Consider the following 17,934-nt stretch of genomic DNA (forward strand, 5'->3'; position numbering starts at 1 on the left):
TCCTTGCAGCTCGGGCGCGACCGGCACAGGCCGGCGCGTCGACTGATGGAACCGCTCCCACTGGTTGCTGGTGGACTGTAGAGAAGGAACTGCCGCCAAGCAACAGAGGAGTTCCGAATTTCCACTGTCGAATTAATTCGACTCTTCAAGCCTCTTGACCCTGAATTTCCCCGTCCCCATCCTTGGGAGCGCTCCCACTGGTTCACAGGTTGTGACGCTCACATCACAACTCCACCCCCCGCTCCATGAACCGCAAGGAGGAACCAGGGCATGCCAAAAAGACCGGCCCGGCGGCTGTGGACCGCTGTCGCGGCCACCCTGGCACTACCGCTTGCCGTGCTCGCCGCTCCCCCAAATACCGCTGAGGCGGCGGCAGTTGAGTGCAGCGTCGACTACAAGACCAACGACTGGGGCTCCGGCTTCACCGCCGATCTGACGATCACCAATCGCGGCACATCGGCGATCGACGGCTGGGCTCTCACCTACGACTACAGCGGCAACCAGAAACTGACCAATGGCTGGAACGCGACCTGGTCGCAGTCCGGTAAATCGATCACCGCGAAAAGCCTCTCGTACAACGCAAAGATCGCGCCCGGCGCCGCCGCCACGACAGGCGCGCAATTCACCTACAGTGGCGCGAATTCAGCGCCCACCGATTTCGCGGTCAACGGAACGACGTGCGCGGGCGCCCATCAGCCGCCGATCACGGTGCTCACCAGCCCGAAGGCAGGCGCGGTCTACTCGACGGGCGATGCCGTCCCGCTCGCCGCCACCGCCGCGGCGGCCGACGGCGCGAGCGTCGACAAGGTCGAGTTCTACGACGACACGACCCTGCTCGGCACGGACACCACCGCGCCCTACGGGCTCAGCGCGGACGCCCTGGCGGCCGGGACGCACTCCCTGTACGCGAAGGCGTACGACAGCAAGGGCGCCTCCGGCGAGTCGACGCCGGTCGGCATCACGGTCGCGGCGGGCCCCGCCCTGGTCGCCACGCCGTCCCAACTGGGTATCCAGCAGGGGAAGTCGGGCACCTTCGATGTGAAGCTGTCGACACAGCCGGCGTCGAACGTCACGGTCTCGGTGGCCCGCGCGAGCGGCAACACGGGCCTGTCCGTCTCCTCCGGCGCGAGCCTGACCTTCACGCCGTCGAACTGGAACACGGCGCAGAAGGTGACGATCGCCGCCGACGCCTCCGGCACGGGCGCGGCCACCTTCAGCGTGACGGCCCCGGGCCACACCAAGGCCACGGTGACGGCGACGCAGCTTGCCGCGTCCAAGACGTACGATGCCCGCTTCCTCGATCTCTACGGCAAGATCACCAACCCGGCGAACGGCTACTTCTCGCCGGAGGGCGTCCCGTACCACTCGGTCGAGACGCTGATCGTCGAGGCGCCGGACCACGGCCACGAGACGACATCGGAGGCGTACAGCTACCTCCTGTGGCTCCAGGCGATGTACGGCAAGGTCAGCGGCGACTGGTCGAAGTTCAACGGGGCGTGGGGCCTCATGGAGAAGTACATGATCCCCACCCACGCGGACCAGCCGACGAACTCCTCTTACAACGCATCGAAGCCCGCGACGTACGCGCCCGAGCACGACCTGCCGTCCCAGTACCCGGCGAAGCTCGACCCGTCGGTCTCCGTCGGCAGCGACCCGATCGCGGCGGAGCTGAAGAGCGCGTACGGCACGGACGACATCTACGGCATGCACTGGCTGCAGGACGTCGACAACGTCTACGGCTACGGGAACGAACCCGGTAAGTGCGAGGCGGGCCCGACCACCACCGGCCCGTCCTACATCAACACGTTCCAGCGCGGTGCGCAGGAGTCGGTGTGGGAGACGGTCCCGCAGCCCACGTGCGACGCCTTCAAGTACGGCGGAAAGAACGGGTACTTGGACCTGTTCACCGGCGACTCGTCCTATGCCAAGCAGTGGAAGTTCACCAACGCCCCGGATGCCGACGCGCGGGCGGTGCAGGCCGCGTACTGGGCGGACGTGTGGGCCAAACAGCAGGGCAAGGGCTCCGACGTCTCGGCGACCGTCGGCAAGGCCGCCAAGATGGGTGACTACCTGCGGTACTCGATGTACGACAAGTACTTCAAGAAGGTCGGGAACTGCGACGGGCCGACGACCTGCCCGGCCGGCACCGGCAAGGACGCCTCGCACTACCTGATGTCCTGGTACTACGCCTGGGGCGGCGCGACGGACACCTCGGCGGGCTGGTCCTGGCGCATCGGTTCGAGCCACACGCACGGCGGCTACCAGAACCCGCTCGCCGCGTACGCGCTCTCCTCGACCGCCGACCTGAAGCCCAAGTCGGCTACGGGCCAGGCGGACTGGGCCAAGTCACTCGACCGGCAGCTGGAGTTCTACCGCTGGCTGCAGTCGGACGAGGGCGCCATAGCGGGCGGCGCGACGAACAGCTGGGGCGGCAGCTACGGCACCCCGCCGTCCGGCACTCCGACGTTCTACGGCATGTACTACGACGAGGCGCCGGTCTACCACGACCCGCCGTCGAACCAGTGGTTCGGCTTCCAGGCGTGGTCGATGGAGCGCGTCGCCGAGTACTACCAGCAGACGGGCGACGCCGACGCCAAGGCGGTCCTGGACAAGTGGGTCGACTGGGCCCTGTCCAAGACGACCATCAACCCCGACGGCACGTTCCGCATCCCGTCGACGCTCCAGTGGTCGGGCAAGCCCGACACCTGGAACGCCTCAAGTCCCGGCGGCAACAGCGGACTTCACGTCACGGTCGCCGACTACACGAACGACGTCGGTGTAGCGGCGGCGTACGCGAAGACCCTGACGTACTACGCCGCCAAGTCCGGTGACACGCAGGCGAAGACGACGGCGAAGGCGCTGCTCGACGGCATGTGGGAGCACGACCAGGACGCGCTCGGCATCGCCGTGCCCGAGACCCGGGCCGACTACAGCCGGTTCGACGACCCGGTCTACGTCCCGAGCGGCTGGACGGGCACGATGCCGAACGGCGACAAGGTCGACTCCTCGTCCACCTTCTCCTCGCTGCGCTCCTTCTACAAGAACGACCCCAACTGGTCCAAGGTCGAGGCGTACTTGGCGGGCGGCGCGGCACCGACGTTCACGTACCACCGGTTCTGGGCCCAGGCGGACATCGCGCTCGCCATGGGTTCGTACGCGGAGCTGCTCGAGTAACGCCCCGCTGACGGCAGGTCCGCGTACACCGGGCCGGGCGGCCCCCTCCCCGGGGCCCGCCCGGCCCTCTCCCCTGCTCGCTCCTGCCCCGGAGGCGGCACCCTCGATCAGCCGGTTTCCGTCAGGGCCTCATACGCGGCGGCCAGGATCCGCTCGGAGAGCGGGGAGCCCTTGGTGGCGCGGGCCAAAACGAGCGCGCCGAACAGGGTGCTCAGGCGGGCGAGGCCGTCCTGGTCGTCATCGCCGAGGAAATCGGCGAAGTCGGCCACCCCCTCGGTATAGACGCGGCGGGCCTCCTGGTCGTCGGGGGTGCGGGCGACGTCGGTGGCGAGCGCGGCGATCGGACAGCCGCCCGCCGCGTTGTCGCGGTGTTCGACGGAGAGATAGGTGTCGATCAGCGTGCGCTGGGCGGCGTCGCGCTGCCCGTCGTACTGCTCGAGGCCGTCCGCGTACCGCTGGGTGAGCTCGTCGATCGCGTGAGCGGTGGCCTCGTCGACGAGTGCCTCCTTGGAAGCGAACTGCTTGTAGAAGGCGCCGTGGGTCAGACCGGCCGCCTTCATCAGCTCGGCGACGCTGACGTGCGTGCCCTGCTCCCGGAAGAGCCGGGAGGCGGTGTCCACGACCCGCCTGCGGTTCTCCTCCGCCTGCGCCTGCGATACCCGGCCCATGGCCACCTCCTACGCGAAACCGTTTTGGATGTCGACTGGCATCTATCGTAATCCAGTGTTTAGATTGTCATCATAATCTAAATCAGATGGAGGCAGGTGCCGGACGGCGCCCGCCACAACCGGAAGCAGGATCAGACATGGAGCTCAAGAACACGGTCGCGGTCGTCACCGGCGCCAACCGGGGGCTCGGACGGCATCTCGCCGCTCAGCTCGTGGAGCGCGGCGCGAAGGTCTACGCGGCGGCCCGCCGCCCCGAGACGGTCGACCTGCCGGGTGTCACCCCGCTGCACCTGGACGTCACGGACGAGAAGTCGATCAGGGAGGCCGCCCGTACCGCCTCCGACGCGACACTCCTGATCAACAACGCGGGCATCTCCACCGGCGCCGCTCTGGTCGGCGGTGACCTGGACGAGGTGCGCCGGGAGATGGACACCAATTTCTTCGGCCCACTCGCCACGACCCGCGCCTTCGCCCCCGTGATCGAGGGCAACAGCGGTGGCGCCGTACTCAACGTCCTGTCGGTCCTGTCCTGGTACCACCCGGCAGGCCTCGGCTCCTATGCCGCCTCCAAGGCCGCCGCCTGGGCGCTGACCGGCGCGAGCCGCGAGGAGCTGGCACCGCGCGGCATCACCGTGTCCGCGCTGCACGTCGGTTACATGGACACCGACATGGCTGCCCAGGTCCCCGCCGACCAGAAGGTCTCCGCCTCCGCCGTCGCGGCCCAGGCCCTCGACGGCATCGAAGCGGGCCTGCCCGAGATCGTCGCCGACGATCTGACCCGGCAGGTCAAGCAGGGCCTGGCCGCCGCGCCGCAGCCGAACGCCGCCTGAGCCTTGCGGGGCGCTCCCGACCCGAGCGGAAACCCCGGCCTCTCGCGGACGGGAACAGAAACGGAGAAGACGATGAAGGCCTTCAGGGTCGAGAAGTACGGCGACGCGGCCACCGTGCGCGCCGCCGAGATCCCCGACCCCGTCGTCGGCGCCGAGGACGTCCTGGTCAAGATCCATGCCGCGGGCGTCAACCCACTGGACATGAGGATCCGCAACGGCGACTTCAAGGCGTTCCTGCCCTACCGCCTCCCCCTCGTCCTGGGCAACGACCTCGCCGGAACGGTCATCCAAGTAGGCGCCGACGTCACCGAGTTCGCGGTCGGCGACGACGTATACGCACGCCCCGACAAGGACCGCATCGGCACCTTCGCCGACCTCATAGCCGTCCATCAGGACGACCTGGCACCCAAACCGGCCGCCCTCACCATGACCGAGGCCGCCTCCCTGCCCCTCGTCGCCCTGACCGCATGGCAGGCGCTGGTCGAGCGGGCCCAGGTACAGCGGGGTCAGCGGGTCCTCATCCATGCGGGAGCCGGCGGCCTCGGCTCCATCGCCGTCCAGCTGGCCAAAGCACTCGGCGCGCACGTGGCCACCACCGTGAGCACCGCCAACGTCGACCTGGTCAAAAAGCTCGGCGCGGATGTCGTCGTGGACTACCGCACACAGGACTTCACCGAACTCCTCGACGGCTACGACGTCGTCCTGGACTCCCTCGGCGGCGACAACCTGGCCAGGTCCTTGCGGGTGCTCAAGCCCGGTGGTCGGGCCATCAGCGTCGCGGGCCCGCCCGACCCGGCCTTCGCCCGCGAACTCGGTGCGAACCCGGTTCTCCGCCTGGCCATGACCGCGCTGAGCTTCCGGACCCGGCGCAGCGCCAAGCGCCACGGCGTGACGTACTCGTTCCTGTTCATGAAGGCCAGCGGCGACCAGCTGCGTGAACTCACCCCGCTCGTCGACGCCGGGATGATCCGCCCCGTCGTCGACCGGGTCTTCCCGTTCGACGAAACCCTCCGGGCCATGGAGTACGTCGAAAAGGGCCGTGCGAAGGCCGGCAAGGTCGTCGTCTCGATGACGTAGGGCGGGCACATCGGCAGCACCGGCAGCACCGGCAGCACCGGCAGCACCGGCACCGCGAACGAACCCTTAGTCGCCTCCTACGCCCATGCCCCACGCGTGGAGAGCCGGGGGCCCGGCGGGACGACCGCCGAGCCCCCGGCCGGTCTCAGCTCGCCGCGCTGTTCAGCGCCGCGAGGACCGCACCGTATGCCTCCTTCTTCTGGTAATTGCCGTTGAAGAGCAGCGGGGTTTCCTGGGCGCGCCAGGAGTACTTGTCGGTGACGCCCCACACGGTGATGCCGTTGCACCGGGCGACGGCCACGCATGCCTGGGTGACCTGCCGGTACACATTGGCCTGTGCCGCGCCGGAGCCGCCGACGTCGAGTTCGGTGATCTGCACGTGCACGCCGAGGTCGGCGAAGCGTTGGAGGTTCTGCCGGTAGGTGCTGAGATCGGAGTTCGAGGCCAGGTGGCTCTGGAAGCCGACGCAGTCGATCGGGACGCCGCGGGCGCGGAAGTCCTGGACCATGCGGTAGATGGCGTCACTCTTGGCGTTGATGCCGTCGGTGCCGTAGTCGTTGTAGCAGAGCTTGGCCTTGGGGTCCGCCGCTTTCGCGGCGCGGAAGGCGTCCTCGATCCAGCCGTTGCCGAGTTGCTGCTGGAGGTTGGACTTGCGGCGGCTGCCGTCCCATTCGAACGCCTCGTTGACCACGTCCCACGAGTCGATCTTGCCCGCGTAGTGGCCGGCGACCCCGGCGATGTGTCCCCGCATCGCCTGGCGCAGGCTGTCGCCCGTCAGCCCCTGTACCCAGCCGGGCTGCTGGGCGTGCCAGACCAGGGCGTGGCCGCGTACGAACTTGCCGTGCTGCTGGGCGTAGTTGACGAGCTGGTCACCGCCGCTGAAGTTGAACTGCCCCCGGTTCGGCTCGGTGGCGTCCCACTTCATCGCGTTCTCGGCGACCACGCTGGAGAACTCGCGGTTGAGAGTGGACTCGTAGTCGGTCTCACCGAGGTGCGGGGCGACCGCGGCGCCGAAGTACCGGCCGCGCTGGGCGGCCGCACCGCCGAGGGTATCGGCGGCGTGAGCGGTGGGCGAGAACGCCAGGACGGCCGCTGCCGCCAGGGCGCCGGTCGCCGCGGCGGTGATCGCCGACCGGGTGCGTCGCGAGACGCGTCGCGTCGTGCGGCTTCTGGAGGATCTGTCGGTCATCGCGTGTGTCTCTCTCTCGTGGGGGTGTGGTGGCAGCGGCGCAGGGCGTGGACTCGTATGCCCGCCGGCCGTCAGGCCAGGGCGGCTTCCCAGCGGGTGCCGTTGCCGGTGGCGTCGGCGGGGAGCCGGTCGCGGGCGGCGGTGTCGTCGTACAGGCGCCAGCGGAACCAGTCCACGAGGGTGTTCTGGGTCCGGTCGAAGGTCGGGAACCCCGGGTTCAGGTACGCGGCGTGGTCCGCGCCGACGTGGGTGAGGAATGCCTTGGGCGCGCGCAGTTCCTGGTACGCCCGCCGGGCCAGGGCGTAGTCGCAGGTCGGGTCCCTGTCGCCGTGAATGAACAGCACGCCTGCACGGACCGAGGCGGCGGGGTTGCCCATGTCCACACAAGCGACCGGGACGGCGGCGACGATACGGTCGTCGGGCCAGGCGGTCACCAGGCCGTGGGTGGTCATGCCGCCCATCGAGTGCCCGGAGACACCGACCCCGGCCGCGGTGTCGATGTGCCCGGCGAAGGGGCCGCCCGCGGCGTAGTTGAGCGCCAGGGTCCGGGTGATGACCTCGGATACGTCCTTCGACCATTCGCCTCCGTAGACGGAGCCGAGGTTGGTGTTGTCGGAGAACGAGGGCGCGGGGCAGATGAAGCCGGCGGAGGCTATCGCATGGGTCTGCGAGGCGTAGGAGTCGGAATTGCCGCTCATGCCGTGGCTCCACTCGGCGATGGGGAACACGCCGTCGGCGAGAGGGGCGTTGGGGACGGGGGCGCCACCGGGGGTGCCGGGGGTGGGGTAGAAGACCTTGGTGAACAGTGAGCGGGAACCTCGGCTCCAGTTGAACTGACGCACTCCGACGGCGAACTCCTTTGCGGGTGCCGCCAGTTCGGCGCCGTGGGCGCGGTTCAGTCCGGAGCCGAGCAGGGGGGCGCTCAGGCCGGCTGTCGCGGCCGCGGTGAGGCCGAGGAACGTACGTCGCCGTAATGACATGCGTGACTCCTTGTGTGTGTGGGGGGGGGAGACAGGTCCTGTCTGGAGGTCTCGGCCTCAGCAGGCGGGGGCTGTCTGTGTGGCCAGGGCGGAACGGAAGTCCTGGAGCACGATCCGTGTGTCGCCGAAGCCATGGGGGAAGTTGGCGACGGTGGTCTCCGACCGGTATGGGCATGGGCAACTCCATGGCGACTCGACCGACCGATGGGCCCTGGCGCGCATGCGGTGAAGCGGGTACGAGCCGCTGTGCGGCTGTGCGGCTCGGGCCTGCCCAGCCCGACGCCTGGTCGATATCCCGAACGATAGTCGGGCCCTCGGACGCAGGAATGATGAAGCGCTTGACGGTGTCCGGTCAACGCTTCGCGCGAAATAGTTTCAGCCATCGATCAGAAAGAGTTGCGCGAAAGTTTCGACACTCGCCATGCACGGACGAGCCCGCGGCCATCGGGGCGAACCTGGGCAGCGACCGGCACAACGTCGAACAGGTGGCGCGTCGCGGACTGACCTCCCTCGACCGTGGTGGCGCCGACGCAGGGATGCCCTTCGCCCCCCCCAGCGGGCGGCGCCCCACGGTGTCGTCGACCGGGGTTACCGGTGGAATTCCAGACCGGGTACGGCGTTGCGGGCGAGGGAGTGGGCCTGTTCGGGCCACCAGACGCCGGCGGCCGGGTCGACGATGCCGTACTCGGGGTCGATGGTGCCGCCGGTGTTGCGTGTGCAGCTGCCGTCGGATTCGCCGATGGTCTTCACGTACAGGTAGGCGTCGACGAGCGGGACCTTGGTACCGGCGGTGGGGCGAGGGCCCATACCGCGGCCGGGTGGGTTGCACCAAGTCTCCGGGTCGCCGGTGTACTTGCCCGGGGGCGGCGACCAGGTCCCCAGCCCGTTGCGGCTGGTGTCCACCACGAAGCGCGCCAGTTCATCGGTGGACGCGCCGCCCGTGTTCTGATCGAACCAGGCGTCGGTCCAGTGCCAGGTCGACGGGTCGGTGGAGGAGACGGCGTTGCCCGGGGCGCCGTCGTTGGGCGCGGCGGGCGAGTAGTACTGACTGGCGCACCGGTCCGCGTGACCGCGAGCCGCATCCGGTCCCTTGGTGGCGTACCACGCGCACTTCGCGATCCAGGTGCCGTAGCGCGAAGTCTGGTCGGTGGGCTGGTAATTGGACACGTTGAGGGCAAAGCCGTCGCTCTGCTCCAGGCCGGCGTCCAGGAGTCGCTGCGTGATGTCACCGACCGACTTCCACTGACTGTTGCCCGCGTCGAGATATACAGCGGTGTTCGGCTCGCTCTTCAGGGTGCGCACGGCGTAGGCGAGGTCCGCCATGCGGTGGGCGGTGAGTTCGCCGGTGGGGTCGATGGCGCCGGCGCAGTCCTTGGGAAGGGCCGCGAGGCCGTCGGGCTCCAGGACGACGGCGGCCTTACGGTTGCCGATGCCGTCGGCGAAGGCGTCGATCCACTGCCGGTACGCGGCCGAGGAGGCGGCTCCACCGCCGGAGTAGAGGCTGCAGTCGCGGCCGGGGACGTTGTACGCGACGAGGACCGGCACACGCCGGGTGACCGCGGCGGCGTGGACGAGTTTGCGCACCTCTCTTCCGACCTGGGCGGGCGTGCCTTCGGTGAACCACTCGGCCTGCGGCTGGCTCGCCAGCTTGGCCATGTTCAGCGCGTTGGCCCGGTCCCCCTTACGGAGGTCGGTCATCACTTGCTGGGCGGCCTTGCTGTGCGGGTCTACGTAGAAGCGCGTGGTCGGGGTGATGACCTTCTGTTCGGCCTGTTCGGCGGGTGCCCCCTGCGCCTGTGCGGCCGGGGCCGCCGCGCAGGTCATCAGGGCGGCCGAGGCGAGCAGGGCCATGCGTCTGGTGAGCGGGATACCGGATCTCATGTGTGCTCCTGGTCGGGACGGACGGGGACAGGAACGGGACGCGGACGGAGACGGGGACGGGATGCATCGACGGGCACGGCCACGGGAGCTCAAGGGCGGTGGCCCGGACGGGGATGTCAGTAGCCGTAGATCATCTTGTAGGCGGCCTCGGGAAGGAACTGGCCTGCCACCGATCCGGCGCCCACACCGCAATTGCCGTCGGATTCACCGGGCGTCTTGACCCACAGCAGCATTTCGGCTCCGCCACCGAGTTGGGTCGGGGTGCCGAGCTTGCGCCCTGCGGGGTTGCACCATGCGCCGTTGGAACCGTGTCCGTTGCGGCTGGTGTCGATGGCGTAGGGCTTGGTGTAGCCGTAGGACGAGCTCAGCTTCGCGTTGATCGCGTTGCCGTACGCGGTGTTCTCACCGGTGGTCAGGTAGTTCGAGACGTTCAGGGAGAAGCCGTGGGCCTTGCGCACTCCCGCGTCGGCGAGGTGCTGCGCCATCGTGGGGGCCGCCAGCCAGGCCGGGTTTCCGGCGTCCAGGTAGACCCAGGTGTTGGGGGCCTTCTGGTTGAACTGGTCGATGGCGTTGTTGAGCAGCGTGTTGCGCTCGGCGATCTGCGCGGCGGTCATGCAGCTCGTGTCTCCCAGGGCGTCCGGTTCCAGGATGACGACGGCCGGACGGCTGCCGATGCCACTGGCGAAGGCGGCGATCCACGTGTTGTACGCGGCTGCCGAGCCCGCGCCGCCCCCAGAGTGTCCGCCGCAGATATCGCGGTTGGGGATGTTGTAGGCGACCAGGACCGGCAGCTTGTCCACGGCATCGGCCGCGCCGACGAACGCACCCGTGGCCGTGCCGATGGTGCCGCTCCAGTTACCGAACCAGCGGGCCATCGGCTTGGCCGCGATGTTGTCCCTGATCGCGGCGGCGCGGCCGTCACCGGGGTTGGCGGCGGCCCACGCCGCGGGGGTGGAGTGGGGGTCGACATAGAACCCGCTGGTCATGGCCACCGGGCTGTCGGCGTGGGCGAGTCCGGGGGCTGCCAGTGCGAGCGGGAAGGCGAGCAGCAGCGCGAGCAGGGCACGTCTGTATCTGAACATGGGGAACCTCTTCCTGACGGGGGACGCACCGCACGCGCTGCGATCTGAGCGTGTGCGTGCGGCGCGCTGAGGAAGTACGAGGTGCGACGCCCCCGGGCGACGGTGGCTCCGGGCCCCGGGACGCAGACCGTCGGGCCCGGAAAGTCATGGGAGCGCTCCCAATCGGAAGCGTCCCCCAAGCGCGTCCGAAGCTCTTGGGTATGGGCGGCATGGTGTTGGCGCGGGCGGAACGTGTCAAGGGCCCTCGGTCAACTTCGCGTCATGTGACGGACCACCGTCACTCCCCCCGCTTCGCGGCCGCGAGCACCTTCGCGATCGCGTCGTAGGCGGGCTTGTGCCGGAGGTTCTCGTCCCAGGGCAATGCCGCGCCCTGGCCCTCGAAGACCGACGGGATCCACGAGTGGCGGTCGGAGTAGCCCCACAGCGTGATGCCGACGCAGCGGCGGACGGCGAGGCAGGCCTTGGTCACCTGCCCGTACCAGTCGGCCTGTTGGGCCAGTTCGGCCGCGTCCGACGGGAGGATCATCCGGATGTCGAGCTCGGTGATGGCGACATCGAGGCCGAGGCGGGCGAAACGCTGCAGGTTCCCCTTCATGTCGCTCGGGAAGCCGTACTGCAGGGCGAGGTGGGCCTGCATGCCGAAGCCGTCGATCGGCACGCCGTCGGCCTTGAGTTGCTTGATGAGCTTGTAGTACGCGTCCGACTTCGCGCCGAGCCCCTCCACGTTGTAGTCGTTGAGGTAGAGCTTCACGCCGGGGTCGGCGGCATGCGCCCAGCGCAGGGCGTCGGCGATGTAACCGGGGCCGAGGGTCTTGTAGAAGATGTTCTCGCGGTACGTGCCGTCCTCGTTCATGATCTCGTTGGCGACGTCCCAGGCGAAGACCTTGCCCTTGTAGTGCCGCACCTCGGTCGTGATGTGGTTCTTGAGGATGGCGCGCAGTTCGTCGGCGGTCCAGGTGCCGTTCTCCAGCCAGCCGGGCAGTTGGCTGTGCCATACGAGGGTGTGGCCGCGGACCTTCAGCTTGTGGGTCTGCGCGTACGCGACGATCTCGTCGCCTGCCGTGAAGTCGAAGACACCTCGCCGGGGTTCGGTGGCGTACCACTTCATGCCGTTGCCGGGCGTGGTGCTGCCGAACTCGGTGCCGAGCAGGTCGGCGTACGCGGTGTCGCCGAGTTCGGGGTTGTCGACGGCGGAGCCGTAGTAGCGGCCGGTGCGCTCGGCCAGGCTGTCGAGCGTGGCGGGGCGGTGGCGCGTACCGGCGTCGGCGTGTGTGTCGGCGTAGGCATGTGCGTCGGGTACACCGGCGAGGCCGAGCAGCAGAGCCGTCGCCGACGCGAAAGCGGCGGCTCTGACGCGGCTACGGGCCCTACGGGCAGGGGTGCGGGGGGCAGGTGTGCGCATGGTGCTGCTCCTCAACTCATTGCTGGGAAAGGTCGGTTGACCGTGCGCCGTGCTGTTTCCACGCGTCACTTGACGCGTATCTCGCACCGCATCCGCCGCTCGTGCCCGACCTCCCGCTCCGCACCCGTCAGGGTGAGCGGCACAGTGTGGTGGACACGTTCGCTGGACGCGGAGACACGTAGTTCGAGGGCGCCGGGTTCGACGACGCGGCGGCCGTCGGCTCCGGTGTACGCGGCGAGGTCCGCCGGGAACGTGGCGTGGACCTCCGCGGACGCCCCGGCGTCGAGCGGGACGCGGGCGTAGCCGACGAGCCGGACCTCGGGGCGTGCGACGCTGCCGACCGGGTCGTGGAGGTAGAGCTGGACGACCTCGGTGCCGGGCCGCTCACCGGTGTTGTGGACGGTGAGGCGCAGGGTGGTATCGCCGTCGGTGGGCAGTTCGGGGGCGTCGCACTGCGGGGTGTCCCAGGTGAACGTGGTGTAGGAGAGGCCGTGCCCGAAGGGGTAGAGGGCGGTGGGGTCCACGCTGCTGGCGTCGCCCCGGCGGCCGAGCGGCGGCGCGAGATAGGGGGCGGGCTGGCCGCCGGGCCCGCGCGGCACGCCGACGGGAAGGCGCCCCGACGGCTCGACCCGTCCCGACAGGACTCCGGCGACGGCGGCGCCGCCCTCCTGCCCCGGGAAGAAGGCCTGGACGACGGCGGCGGCCCGGTCGGCCCAGCGACCGAGTGCGTAGGGTCGCCCGCTGAGGACGACGACGACGGCCGGTGTCCCGGTGTCGAACACCTCGTCCAACAACGCACCTTGCCCATAGGGCAGTTCAAGGTCCTCGGTGTCGCAGCCCTCGCCGGACGAGCCGCGCCCGAAGAGGCCCGAGCGGTCGCCGACCACGGCGAGGCAGAGGTCGGCCTGCGCCGGGTCGCTGACGAAGACCGCGCCGGGCAGTTCGGCACGGAGCCCCTCGGCGAGCGTCGGGACCTCGACACCCGCAGGGAGACCTGGGTGGTTGACGCCGACGTGCCGCGGGAACGTGTAGCAGCCGAGCATGGCGGCCTGTTCGTGGGCGAGGGGGCCGACCAGGGCGATGCGCAGTCCGTTGGCGGACAGCGGCAGCAGCCCCGCGTCGTTGGCGAGCAGGACGACCGACTCCTGCGCCACAGCCCGCGCCAGGTCCCGCATCTGAGGGGGGTTCAGGTCGACGAGCGCGCCTTCTGTGGCTTCCGTGGATCCAGTGAATCCCGTGGATCCCGTCGATCCCATGACCGGCTCCCAGTCCCGGTCGAGGAGGCCCAGTTCGCACTTCTGCGTGAGGACGCGCAACGCGGCGCGGTCGATCAGGTCTTCGGGAAGGTGTGCGGCCACGGGCAGGCAGCGCGCGGCGGGCAGTTCTACGTCGACGCCGGCCGCGAGGGCCATCCGCGCGGCATCCCCCTCCGTCGCGGCCACCTTGTGGGCGGACTCCAGGAACGCGATGCCGAAGTAGTCGGCGACGACCGTTCCGGTGAACTGCCATGTGTCACGCAGGAGTTGGGTGAGCAGGCCGGTGTGGGCGTGTCCGGGCAGTCCGTCGATGTCGTTGTAGGAGGCCATCACGGAGCGGGCGCCGCCCTCGCGCAGTGCCATCTCGAACGGGGGCAGGAAGACGTCCGCGAGTTCGCGCGGTCCGATGGAGGCGGGCGCGTGGTTGCGGGCGCCGCGCGAGCCCGAGTACCCGGCGAAGTGCTTGAGGGTGGCGACGATCCCCGCGGCCTCCAGGCCGCGCACGTACGCGCTGCCGATGGTGCCGACCAGGTACGGGTCCTCGCCGATGGACTCCTCGGTACGGCCCCAGCGGGGATCGCGGACGACGTCGAGGACGGGGGCGAGGCCCTGGTGGATGCCGACCGTGCGCATCGACGTACCGATGGACTCGGCCATCTCGGTGATCAGGGCCGGGTCGAAGGTGGCGCCCCAGGCGAGCGGCGTCGGGAAGATCGTGGCCTGCCAGGCGGCGAAGCCGGTCAGGCACTCCTCGTGGGCGAGCGCGGGCAGCCCGAAGCGGTTCGCGGAACGGACCCGGCGCTGCAGGTCCGCGAGGCGTGCCGCGCCCACCGCGGGCTCGACCGGGACGGTACCGAAGGGCCGGGTCAGATGGCCGAGGCCGTGCGGCAGCAGGGCGTCGAGGACCGCGCTCTCGGCGACGTACGCGTGCTGCCCCGGCGCGACGGCGGCGCTGTCGGTGTCGATGTCGGCCCCCAGCCACACGCTGGACAACTGGGCCGTCTTCTCCTCGGTGGTCATCCGGGCGAGCAGGTCCGCCGCCCGGACCTTGGCGGGCAGGGTGGTGTCCTGCCAGGGCTTGACCATGGAACTCCTCAAGTGCGATGTGTGCAGGCGGTGGTGGCGAGACCCGGCGGTGCGGTGTGCGGCGGTGCGGTGTCAGCCCTTGGTCGCGCCCACCGTGATGCCGCCGACCAGCTGCCGTTCGGCGACGGCGTAGAAGGCGAGCGCGGGCACCATGGCCAGGACGAGGTAGGCGAAGACACGGGCGATGTCGGTGGCGTACTGGCCCTGGAACTGCTGGACGCCGACGGGGATGGTCCACCAGGTCTCGTTGCTGAACACGAGCAGCGGCAGCAGGAAGTTGTTCCAGCTGCTCACCACGGCGAGGACGGAGACCGTGCCGAGCGCCGGGCGCGCCATCGGCAGCAGGATCCGCCAGAAGAAGCCGAACGGGGAGCACCCGTCGAGGGTGGCCGCCTCCTCCAGTTCACCGGGGATCTGCCGGAAGAAGCCGCGCAGAATGACGATGGTGATGGGCAGCCCGAACGCGGCCTGCGGCAGGATCACGCCCCACGGGTTGTCGAGAAGCCCGAAGGTGCGCAGCAGGATGAACAGCGGCAGGATCGCCACGGCGAACGGGAACATCAGCCCCATCGTGAAGAGCGTGAACAGCAACTCCCGTCCGCGGTAGGCGAATCGGGCCAGGGAGAACGCGGCGAGGGCCGCCGCCCCCACCGTCAGCAGGGTGGTCCCGACGGCGACGAGGGTGGACGCGCCGAGCATCCGCCAGAAGGGGCCCGAGGCGAGGATGTCCGTGTAGTTGGAGGTCACCCAGGGCGACGGCAGGCCGAAGGGGTTGCTCGACAGCTGGTCGGTGGACTTGAAGCCGGACACGAGGGCGTACAGCAGCGGTGTCACCATGCCGATGCCGACCAGCCACACGATCACGTACAGGGGCGCCTTGCCGAAGCGGCGGCGCCCGGGCACGTCGGGCGCGGTCATCGGGTGGCTCGCATGTTCGTGAGGGCTCCTTCGGTGTCCCGACGCAGCACGAGGCGCTGGTAGGCGAGGGCGAAGACGAGGCTGATGAGGAACAGCGCGATGCTGATCGCGCTGGCGTAGCCGATCTCGTAGCGCTTGAACCCGAACTGGAACAGGGTGATGGCCATCGTCTCGGAGGCGTGGTCGGGGCCGCCCTGCGAGATCACCCACACCAGGTCGAACAGCTGGATGGCGCCGATGACGGACAGGAACGCGCTGATGCGGACGGTCGGTCCGAGCAGGGGCAGGGTGATGTAGCGGAAGCGCTGCCAGGCGCTTGCCCCGTCGATGCGGGCCGCCTCGTGCAGTTCGGCCGGGATGCCTTGGAGGCCTGCGAGGTAGAGCATCATGTGGAAGCCGAAGTACTTCCAGGTCATCACGAGGAACAGGGTCGGCATGACCGTCGACTGGTCGGCGAACCACAGCCCGCCGAGCCCGTCGAGGCCGACCGCGCCGAGCACTTTGTCGGCAAGCCCGGCGTCCGGCGCGAAGATCATGGAGAACAGGACGCCGGTGATCACCTCGGACAGGACGTACGGGGCGAAGAACAGCATCCGGTAGACGGCCCGGCCGCGCAGCTTCTGGTTGAGCAGGACCGCCATGGCGAGTGCGAACGGCAGCTGGACGAGAACCGAGAAGCCGACGAGGAGCAGGCCGCGCCACAGGTCACCGAGGAAGACCGGGTCCTTGGCGAGGCGGCTGTAGTTGTCGAGTCCCGTGTAGTCCGAAGGGGACCCGAATCCGCCCCAGTTGAAGAGGCTGACGTAGAGCGCGTACAGGATCGGGGCGAGCACGAGCGCGCCGAACAGGATGAGGGCGGGCAGGGTGAAGGAGACGGCCGTCAGCCAGTCGGTGACGCGCCGGGCGAGCGGACGCCGGTTGCCGAGGTCGGGGGGCGACGGCTCGGCGACAGCTTCGGCCGCGTCCTTTACGTAGGTCGAAGTCATCGTCTGTTACTGGCTCTTGGCGACCTGGGTAATGGACCGGGTCACCTGATCGGGAGACTTGGAGCCGGCGATGAGGGCGGCGACGGAGTCGTTGACCTCCTGGCCGACAGCCGGCGGGTAGGCCTGGTCGAGGTAGAGCTGGAAGCCGGTGGACTTGCCGAGCATGTCGGAGACCGCCGTGAGGTTGGGGTCAGTCAGGGCGCTGGTAGCTTCCTTGACCACAGGGATCGTGTCGGCCTTGGAGACCAGGATGCGGTCGGACTTGGCGGTCATGAAGAACTTCAGGAAGTCCGTGGCGGCCTTCGGCGCGCCCTTGCGGACCGCGTAGCCGCCGCCTCCGCCGAACACGTCGGTGAGCTCGCCCTTGCCGCCGGCCACCGAGGGAAAGGCGAAGAAGCCGAGGTCCTTGCCGATGCCCTTGCCCGCGTCGGCCTGCACGACGGGCGCCCACTGGCCCATCAGCTCCATGCCCGCCTTGCCGTTGCCCATGGCGGCGGCCTCTCCGGTGGGGGTGGAGTAGGCATCGCCGAGGAAGCCCTTCTGGAACGGCTTGAGCGCCACCAGGTCCTTGAGGTGCTCGCCCGCCCTGACGAAGTCGTCACCGGTGAAGTCCTTGGCGTCGGCGGCCTTCTGCATGCCCTCGACACCGGCGATCCGCATCGACAGATACGCCCAGAAGTACATGCCGGGCCACTTCTCCTTGCCCGCGAGGGCGATCGGTGTGATGCCCGCGGCCTTCAGCTTCCTGACCGCGTCCAGGTAGTCGTCCCAGGTGGTGGGCGGCGCGCTGATTCCGGCCTTCTTGAAGAGCGCCTTGTTGTACCAGAAGCCCACGGCTCCGATGTCGAAGGGCACCGCGTACGTCTTGCCGTCGAACTGGTAGGCCTTGACCGAGGCGGGCACGAGCGTGTCGGCCCACGGCTCGATGGACGAGGTGAGGTCCTCGACGAGGCCCGCGTCGGTCTGCTGCCGCAGAACACCTCCGCCCCAGGTGTGGTAGATGTCCGGAAGTTTTCCGGAGCTGGTCAGCGCCGTCATCTTCGACTTGTAGGCGTCGTTCTCCAGCGTGACGAGCTTGATCCGCACGTCGGGGTTCTCGGCCTCGAACGCCTTCGCTCGCTCTGGCCAGACGGTCTTCGACGGCTCAGTGGTCTGGATGTTCCACCATTCCACGATGGTCCGGCCCGAACTGTCCTTCCCGCCGCCGGAGTCGGAGCCGCCGCACGCGGTCAGGGCGGCCGCCCCGAGACCAGCGGCGGAGGCAGCGCCGAGGAAGCGTCGGCGGGAGAAATCGGAGGCTGGCATGACGCACCTTCCGGAAGTGATCCGAAAACTATCGGTAGATGGCCACGGAAGTTACGGACACGGAGCGGGGGTGTCAACAGCCTCAACAAAAAAGGCCGTT

Annotated in this window: 13 protein-coding genes; 3 read left to right on the plus strand and 10 right to left on the minus strand. The window is 69.2% G+C overall.

Annotated elements, in window-relative coordinates; genetic code table 11:
• The first annotated feature begins 270 nt into the window (after positions 1-270).
• On the plus strand, positions 271-3,174 hold the full coding sequence (locus AB0E78_RS08725) for a glycoside hydrolase family 48 protein (protein ID WP_361829736.1): 2,904 nt from the start codon (positions 271-273) through the stop codon (positions 3,172-3,174).
• Between the two features lie 107 nt (positions 3,175-3,281).
• Here the strand turns inward: AB0E78_RS08725 and AB0E78_RS08730 are convergent, their stop codons facing one another.
• Complete coding sequence (locus AB0E78_RS08730) at positions 3,282-3,842, minus strand: TetR/AcrR family transcriptional regulator (RefSeq protein WP_361829738.1); 561 nt, start codon at positions 3,840-3,842, stop codon at positions 3,282-3,284.
• Between the two features lie 137 nt (positions 3,843-3,979).
• On the opposite strand from AB0E78_RS08730, the gene AB0E78_RS08735 reads away from it, so the two are divergent.
• Positions 3,980-4,672, plus strand: coding sequence for an SDR family oxidoreductase (locus tag AB0E78_RS08735; protein WP_361829740.1), 693 nt, complete (start codon positions 3,980-3,982; stop codon positions 4,670-4,672).
• 72 nt (positions 4,673-4,744) lie between these two features.
• The gene (locus AB0E78_RS08740; protein WP_361829741.1) at positions 4,745-5,749 is read left to right on the plus strand and encodes an NADP-dependent oxidoreductase; all 1,005 of its coding nucleotides are present in this window, start codon (positions 4,745-4,747) and stop codon (positions 5,747-5,749) included.
• 145 nt (positions 5,750-5,894) lie between these two features.
• Here AB0E78_RS08740 and AB0E78_RS08745 read toward each other — a convergent pair whose 3' ends face one another.
• The 9 genes from AB0E78_RS08745 to AB0E78_RS08785 all read right to left on the minus strand — a co-directional run bounded on the left by AB0E78_RS08745 (position 5,895) and on the right by AB0E78_RS08785 (position 17,834).
• Positions 5,895-6,938, minus strand: a complete 1,044-nt coding sequence (locus tag AB0E78_RS08745) for an endo-1,4-beta-xylanase (RefSeq protein WP_361829743.1) — start codon at positions 6,936-6,938, stop codon at positions 5,895-5,897.
• A gap of 71 nt (positions 6,939-7,009) precedes the next feature.
• Entirely contained in the window at positions 7,010-7,918 is a 909-nt protein-coding gene (locus AB0E78_RS08750) for an alpha/beta hydrolase (protein ID WP_361829745.1), read from the minus strand.
• Between the two features lie 588 nt (positions 7,919-8,506).
• Positions 8,507-9,799 carry a glycoside hydrolase family 6 protein gene (locus AB0E78_RS08755; protein ID WP_361829747.1) on the minus strand — a complete coding sequence of 431 codons (1,293 nt, stop codon included), beginning with the start codon at positions 9,797-9,799 and terminating at the stop codon, positions 8,507-8,509.
• Between the two features lie 116 nt (positions 9,800-9,915).
• Positions 9,916-10,881, minus strand: coding sequence for a glycoside hydrolase family 6 protein (locus AB0E78_RS08760; RefSeq protein WP_361829749.1), 966 nt, complete (start codon positions 10,879-10,881; stop codon positions 9,916-9,918).
• 277 nt (positions 10,882-11,158) lie between these two features.
• On the minus strand, positions 11,159-12,283 hold the full coding sequence (locus AB0E78_RS08765) for an endo-1,4-beta-xylanase (protein ID WP_361829751.1): 1,125 nt from the start codon (positions 12,281-12,283) through the stop codon (positions 11,159-11,161).
• A gap of 65 nt (positions 12,284-12,348) precedes the next feature.
• Positions 12,349-14,625: a glycoside hydrolase family 3 N-terminal domain-containing protein gene (locus tag AB0E78_RS08770; protein ID WP_361829753.1), complete on the minus strand. Its 2,277-nt coding sequence runs from the start codon at positions 14,623-14,625 to the stop codon at positions 12,349-12,351.
• A gap of 72 nt (positions 14,626-14,697) precedes the next feature.
• Positions 14,698-15,543 (minus strand): carbohydrate ABC transporter permease, encoded by an 846-nt coding sequence (locus tag AB0E78_RS08775; RefSeq protein ID WP_361829755.1) that lies wholly within the window; start codon positions 15,541-15,543, stop codon positions 14,698-14,700.
• Positions 15,540-16,529: a sugar ABC transporter permease gene (locus tag AB0E78_RS08780; protein WP_361829757.1), complete on the minus strand. Its 990-nt coding sequence runs from the start codon at positions 16,527-16,529 to the stop codon at positions 15,540-15,542. Before AB0E78_RS08780 ends, AB0E78_RS08775 begins: the two co-directional genes overlap by 4 nt.
• A 6-nt stretch (positions 16,530-16,535) precedes the next feature.
• Positions 16,536-17,834 carry an extracellular solute-binding protein gene (locus tag AB0E78_RS08785; RefSeq protein WP_361829759.1) on the minus strand — a complete coding sequence of 433 codons (1,299 nt, stop codon included), beginning with the start codon at positions 17,832-17,834 and terminating at the stop codon, positions 16,536-16,538.
• Positions 17,835-17,934: the final 100 nt, after the last annotated feature.

The sequence above is a fragment of the Streptomyces sp. NPDC032198 genome (assembly GCF_040636975.1).
In the GTDB taxonomy this organism is placed as follows: domain Bacteria; phylum Actinomycetota; class Actinomycetes; order Streptomycetales; family Streptomycetaceae; genus Streptomyces.

Coding starts and splice junctions, on each gene's coding strand:
- AB0E78_RS08725 (WP_361829736.1), top strand. CDS start 271: ATGCCAAAAAGACCGGCCCGGCGGCTGTGGACCGCTGTCGCGGCCACC.
- AB0E78_RS08730 (WP_361829738.1), bottom strand. CDS start 3,842: ATGGGCCGGGTATCGCAGGCGCAGGCGGAGGAGAACCGCAGGCGGGTC.
- AB0E78_RS08735 (WP_361829740.1), top strand. CDS start 3,980: ATGGAGCTCAAGAACACGGTCGCGGTCGTCACCGGCGCCAACCGGGGG.
- AB0E78_RS08740 (WP_361829741.1), top strand. CDS start 4,745: ATGAAGGCCTTCAGGGTCGAGAAGTACGGCGACGCGGCCACCGTGCGC.
- AB0E78_RS08745 (WP_361829743.1), bottom strand. CDS start 6,938: ATGACCGACAGATCCTCCAGAAGCCGCACGACGCGACGCGTCTCGCGA.
- AB0E78_RS08750 (WP_361829745.1), bottom strand. CDS start 7,918: ATGTCATTACGGCGACGTACGTTCCTCGGCCTCACCGCGGCCGCGACA.
- AB0E78_RS08755 (WP_361829747.1), bottom strand. CDS start 9,799: ATGAGATCCGGTATCCCGCTCACCAGACGCATGGCCCTGCTCGCCTCG.
- AB0E78_RS08760 (WP_361829749.1), bottom strand. CDS start 10,881: ATGTTCAGATACAGACGTGCCCTGCTCGCGCTGCTGCTCGCCTTCCCG.
- AB0E78_RS08765 (WP_361829751.1), bottom strand. CDS start 12,283: ATGCGCACACCTGCCCCCCGCACCCCTGCCCGTAGGGCCCGTAGCCGC.
- AB0E78_RS08770 (WP_361829753.1), bottom strand. CDS start 14,625: ATGGTCAAGCCCTGGCAGGACACCACCCTGCCCGCCAAGGTCCGGGCG.
- AB0E78_RS08775 (WP_361829755.1), bottom strand. CDS start 15,543: ATGACCGCGCCCGACGTGCCCGGGCGCCGCCGCTTCGGCAAGGCGCCC.
- AB0E78_RS08780 (WP_361829757.1), bottom strand. CDS start 16,529: ATGACTTCGACCTACGTAAAGGACGCGGCCGAAGCTGTCGCCGAGCCG.
- AB0E78_RS08785 (WP_361829759.1), bottom strand. CDS start 17,834: ATGCCAGCCTCCGATTTCTCCCGCCGACGCTTCCTCGGCGCTGCCTCC.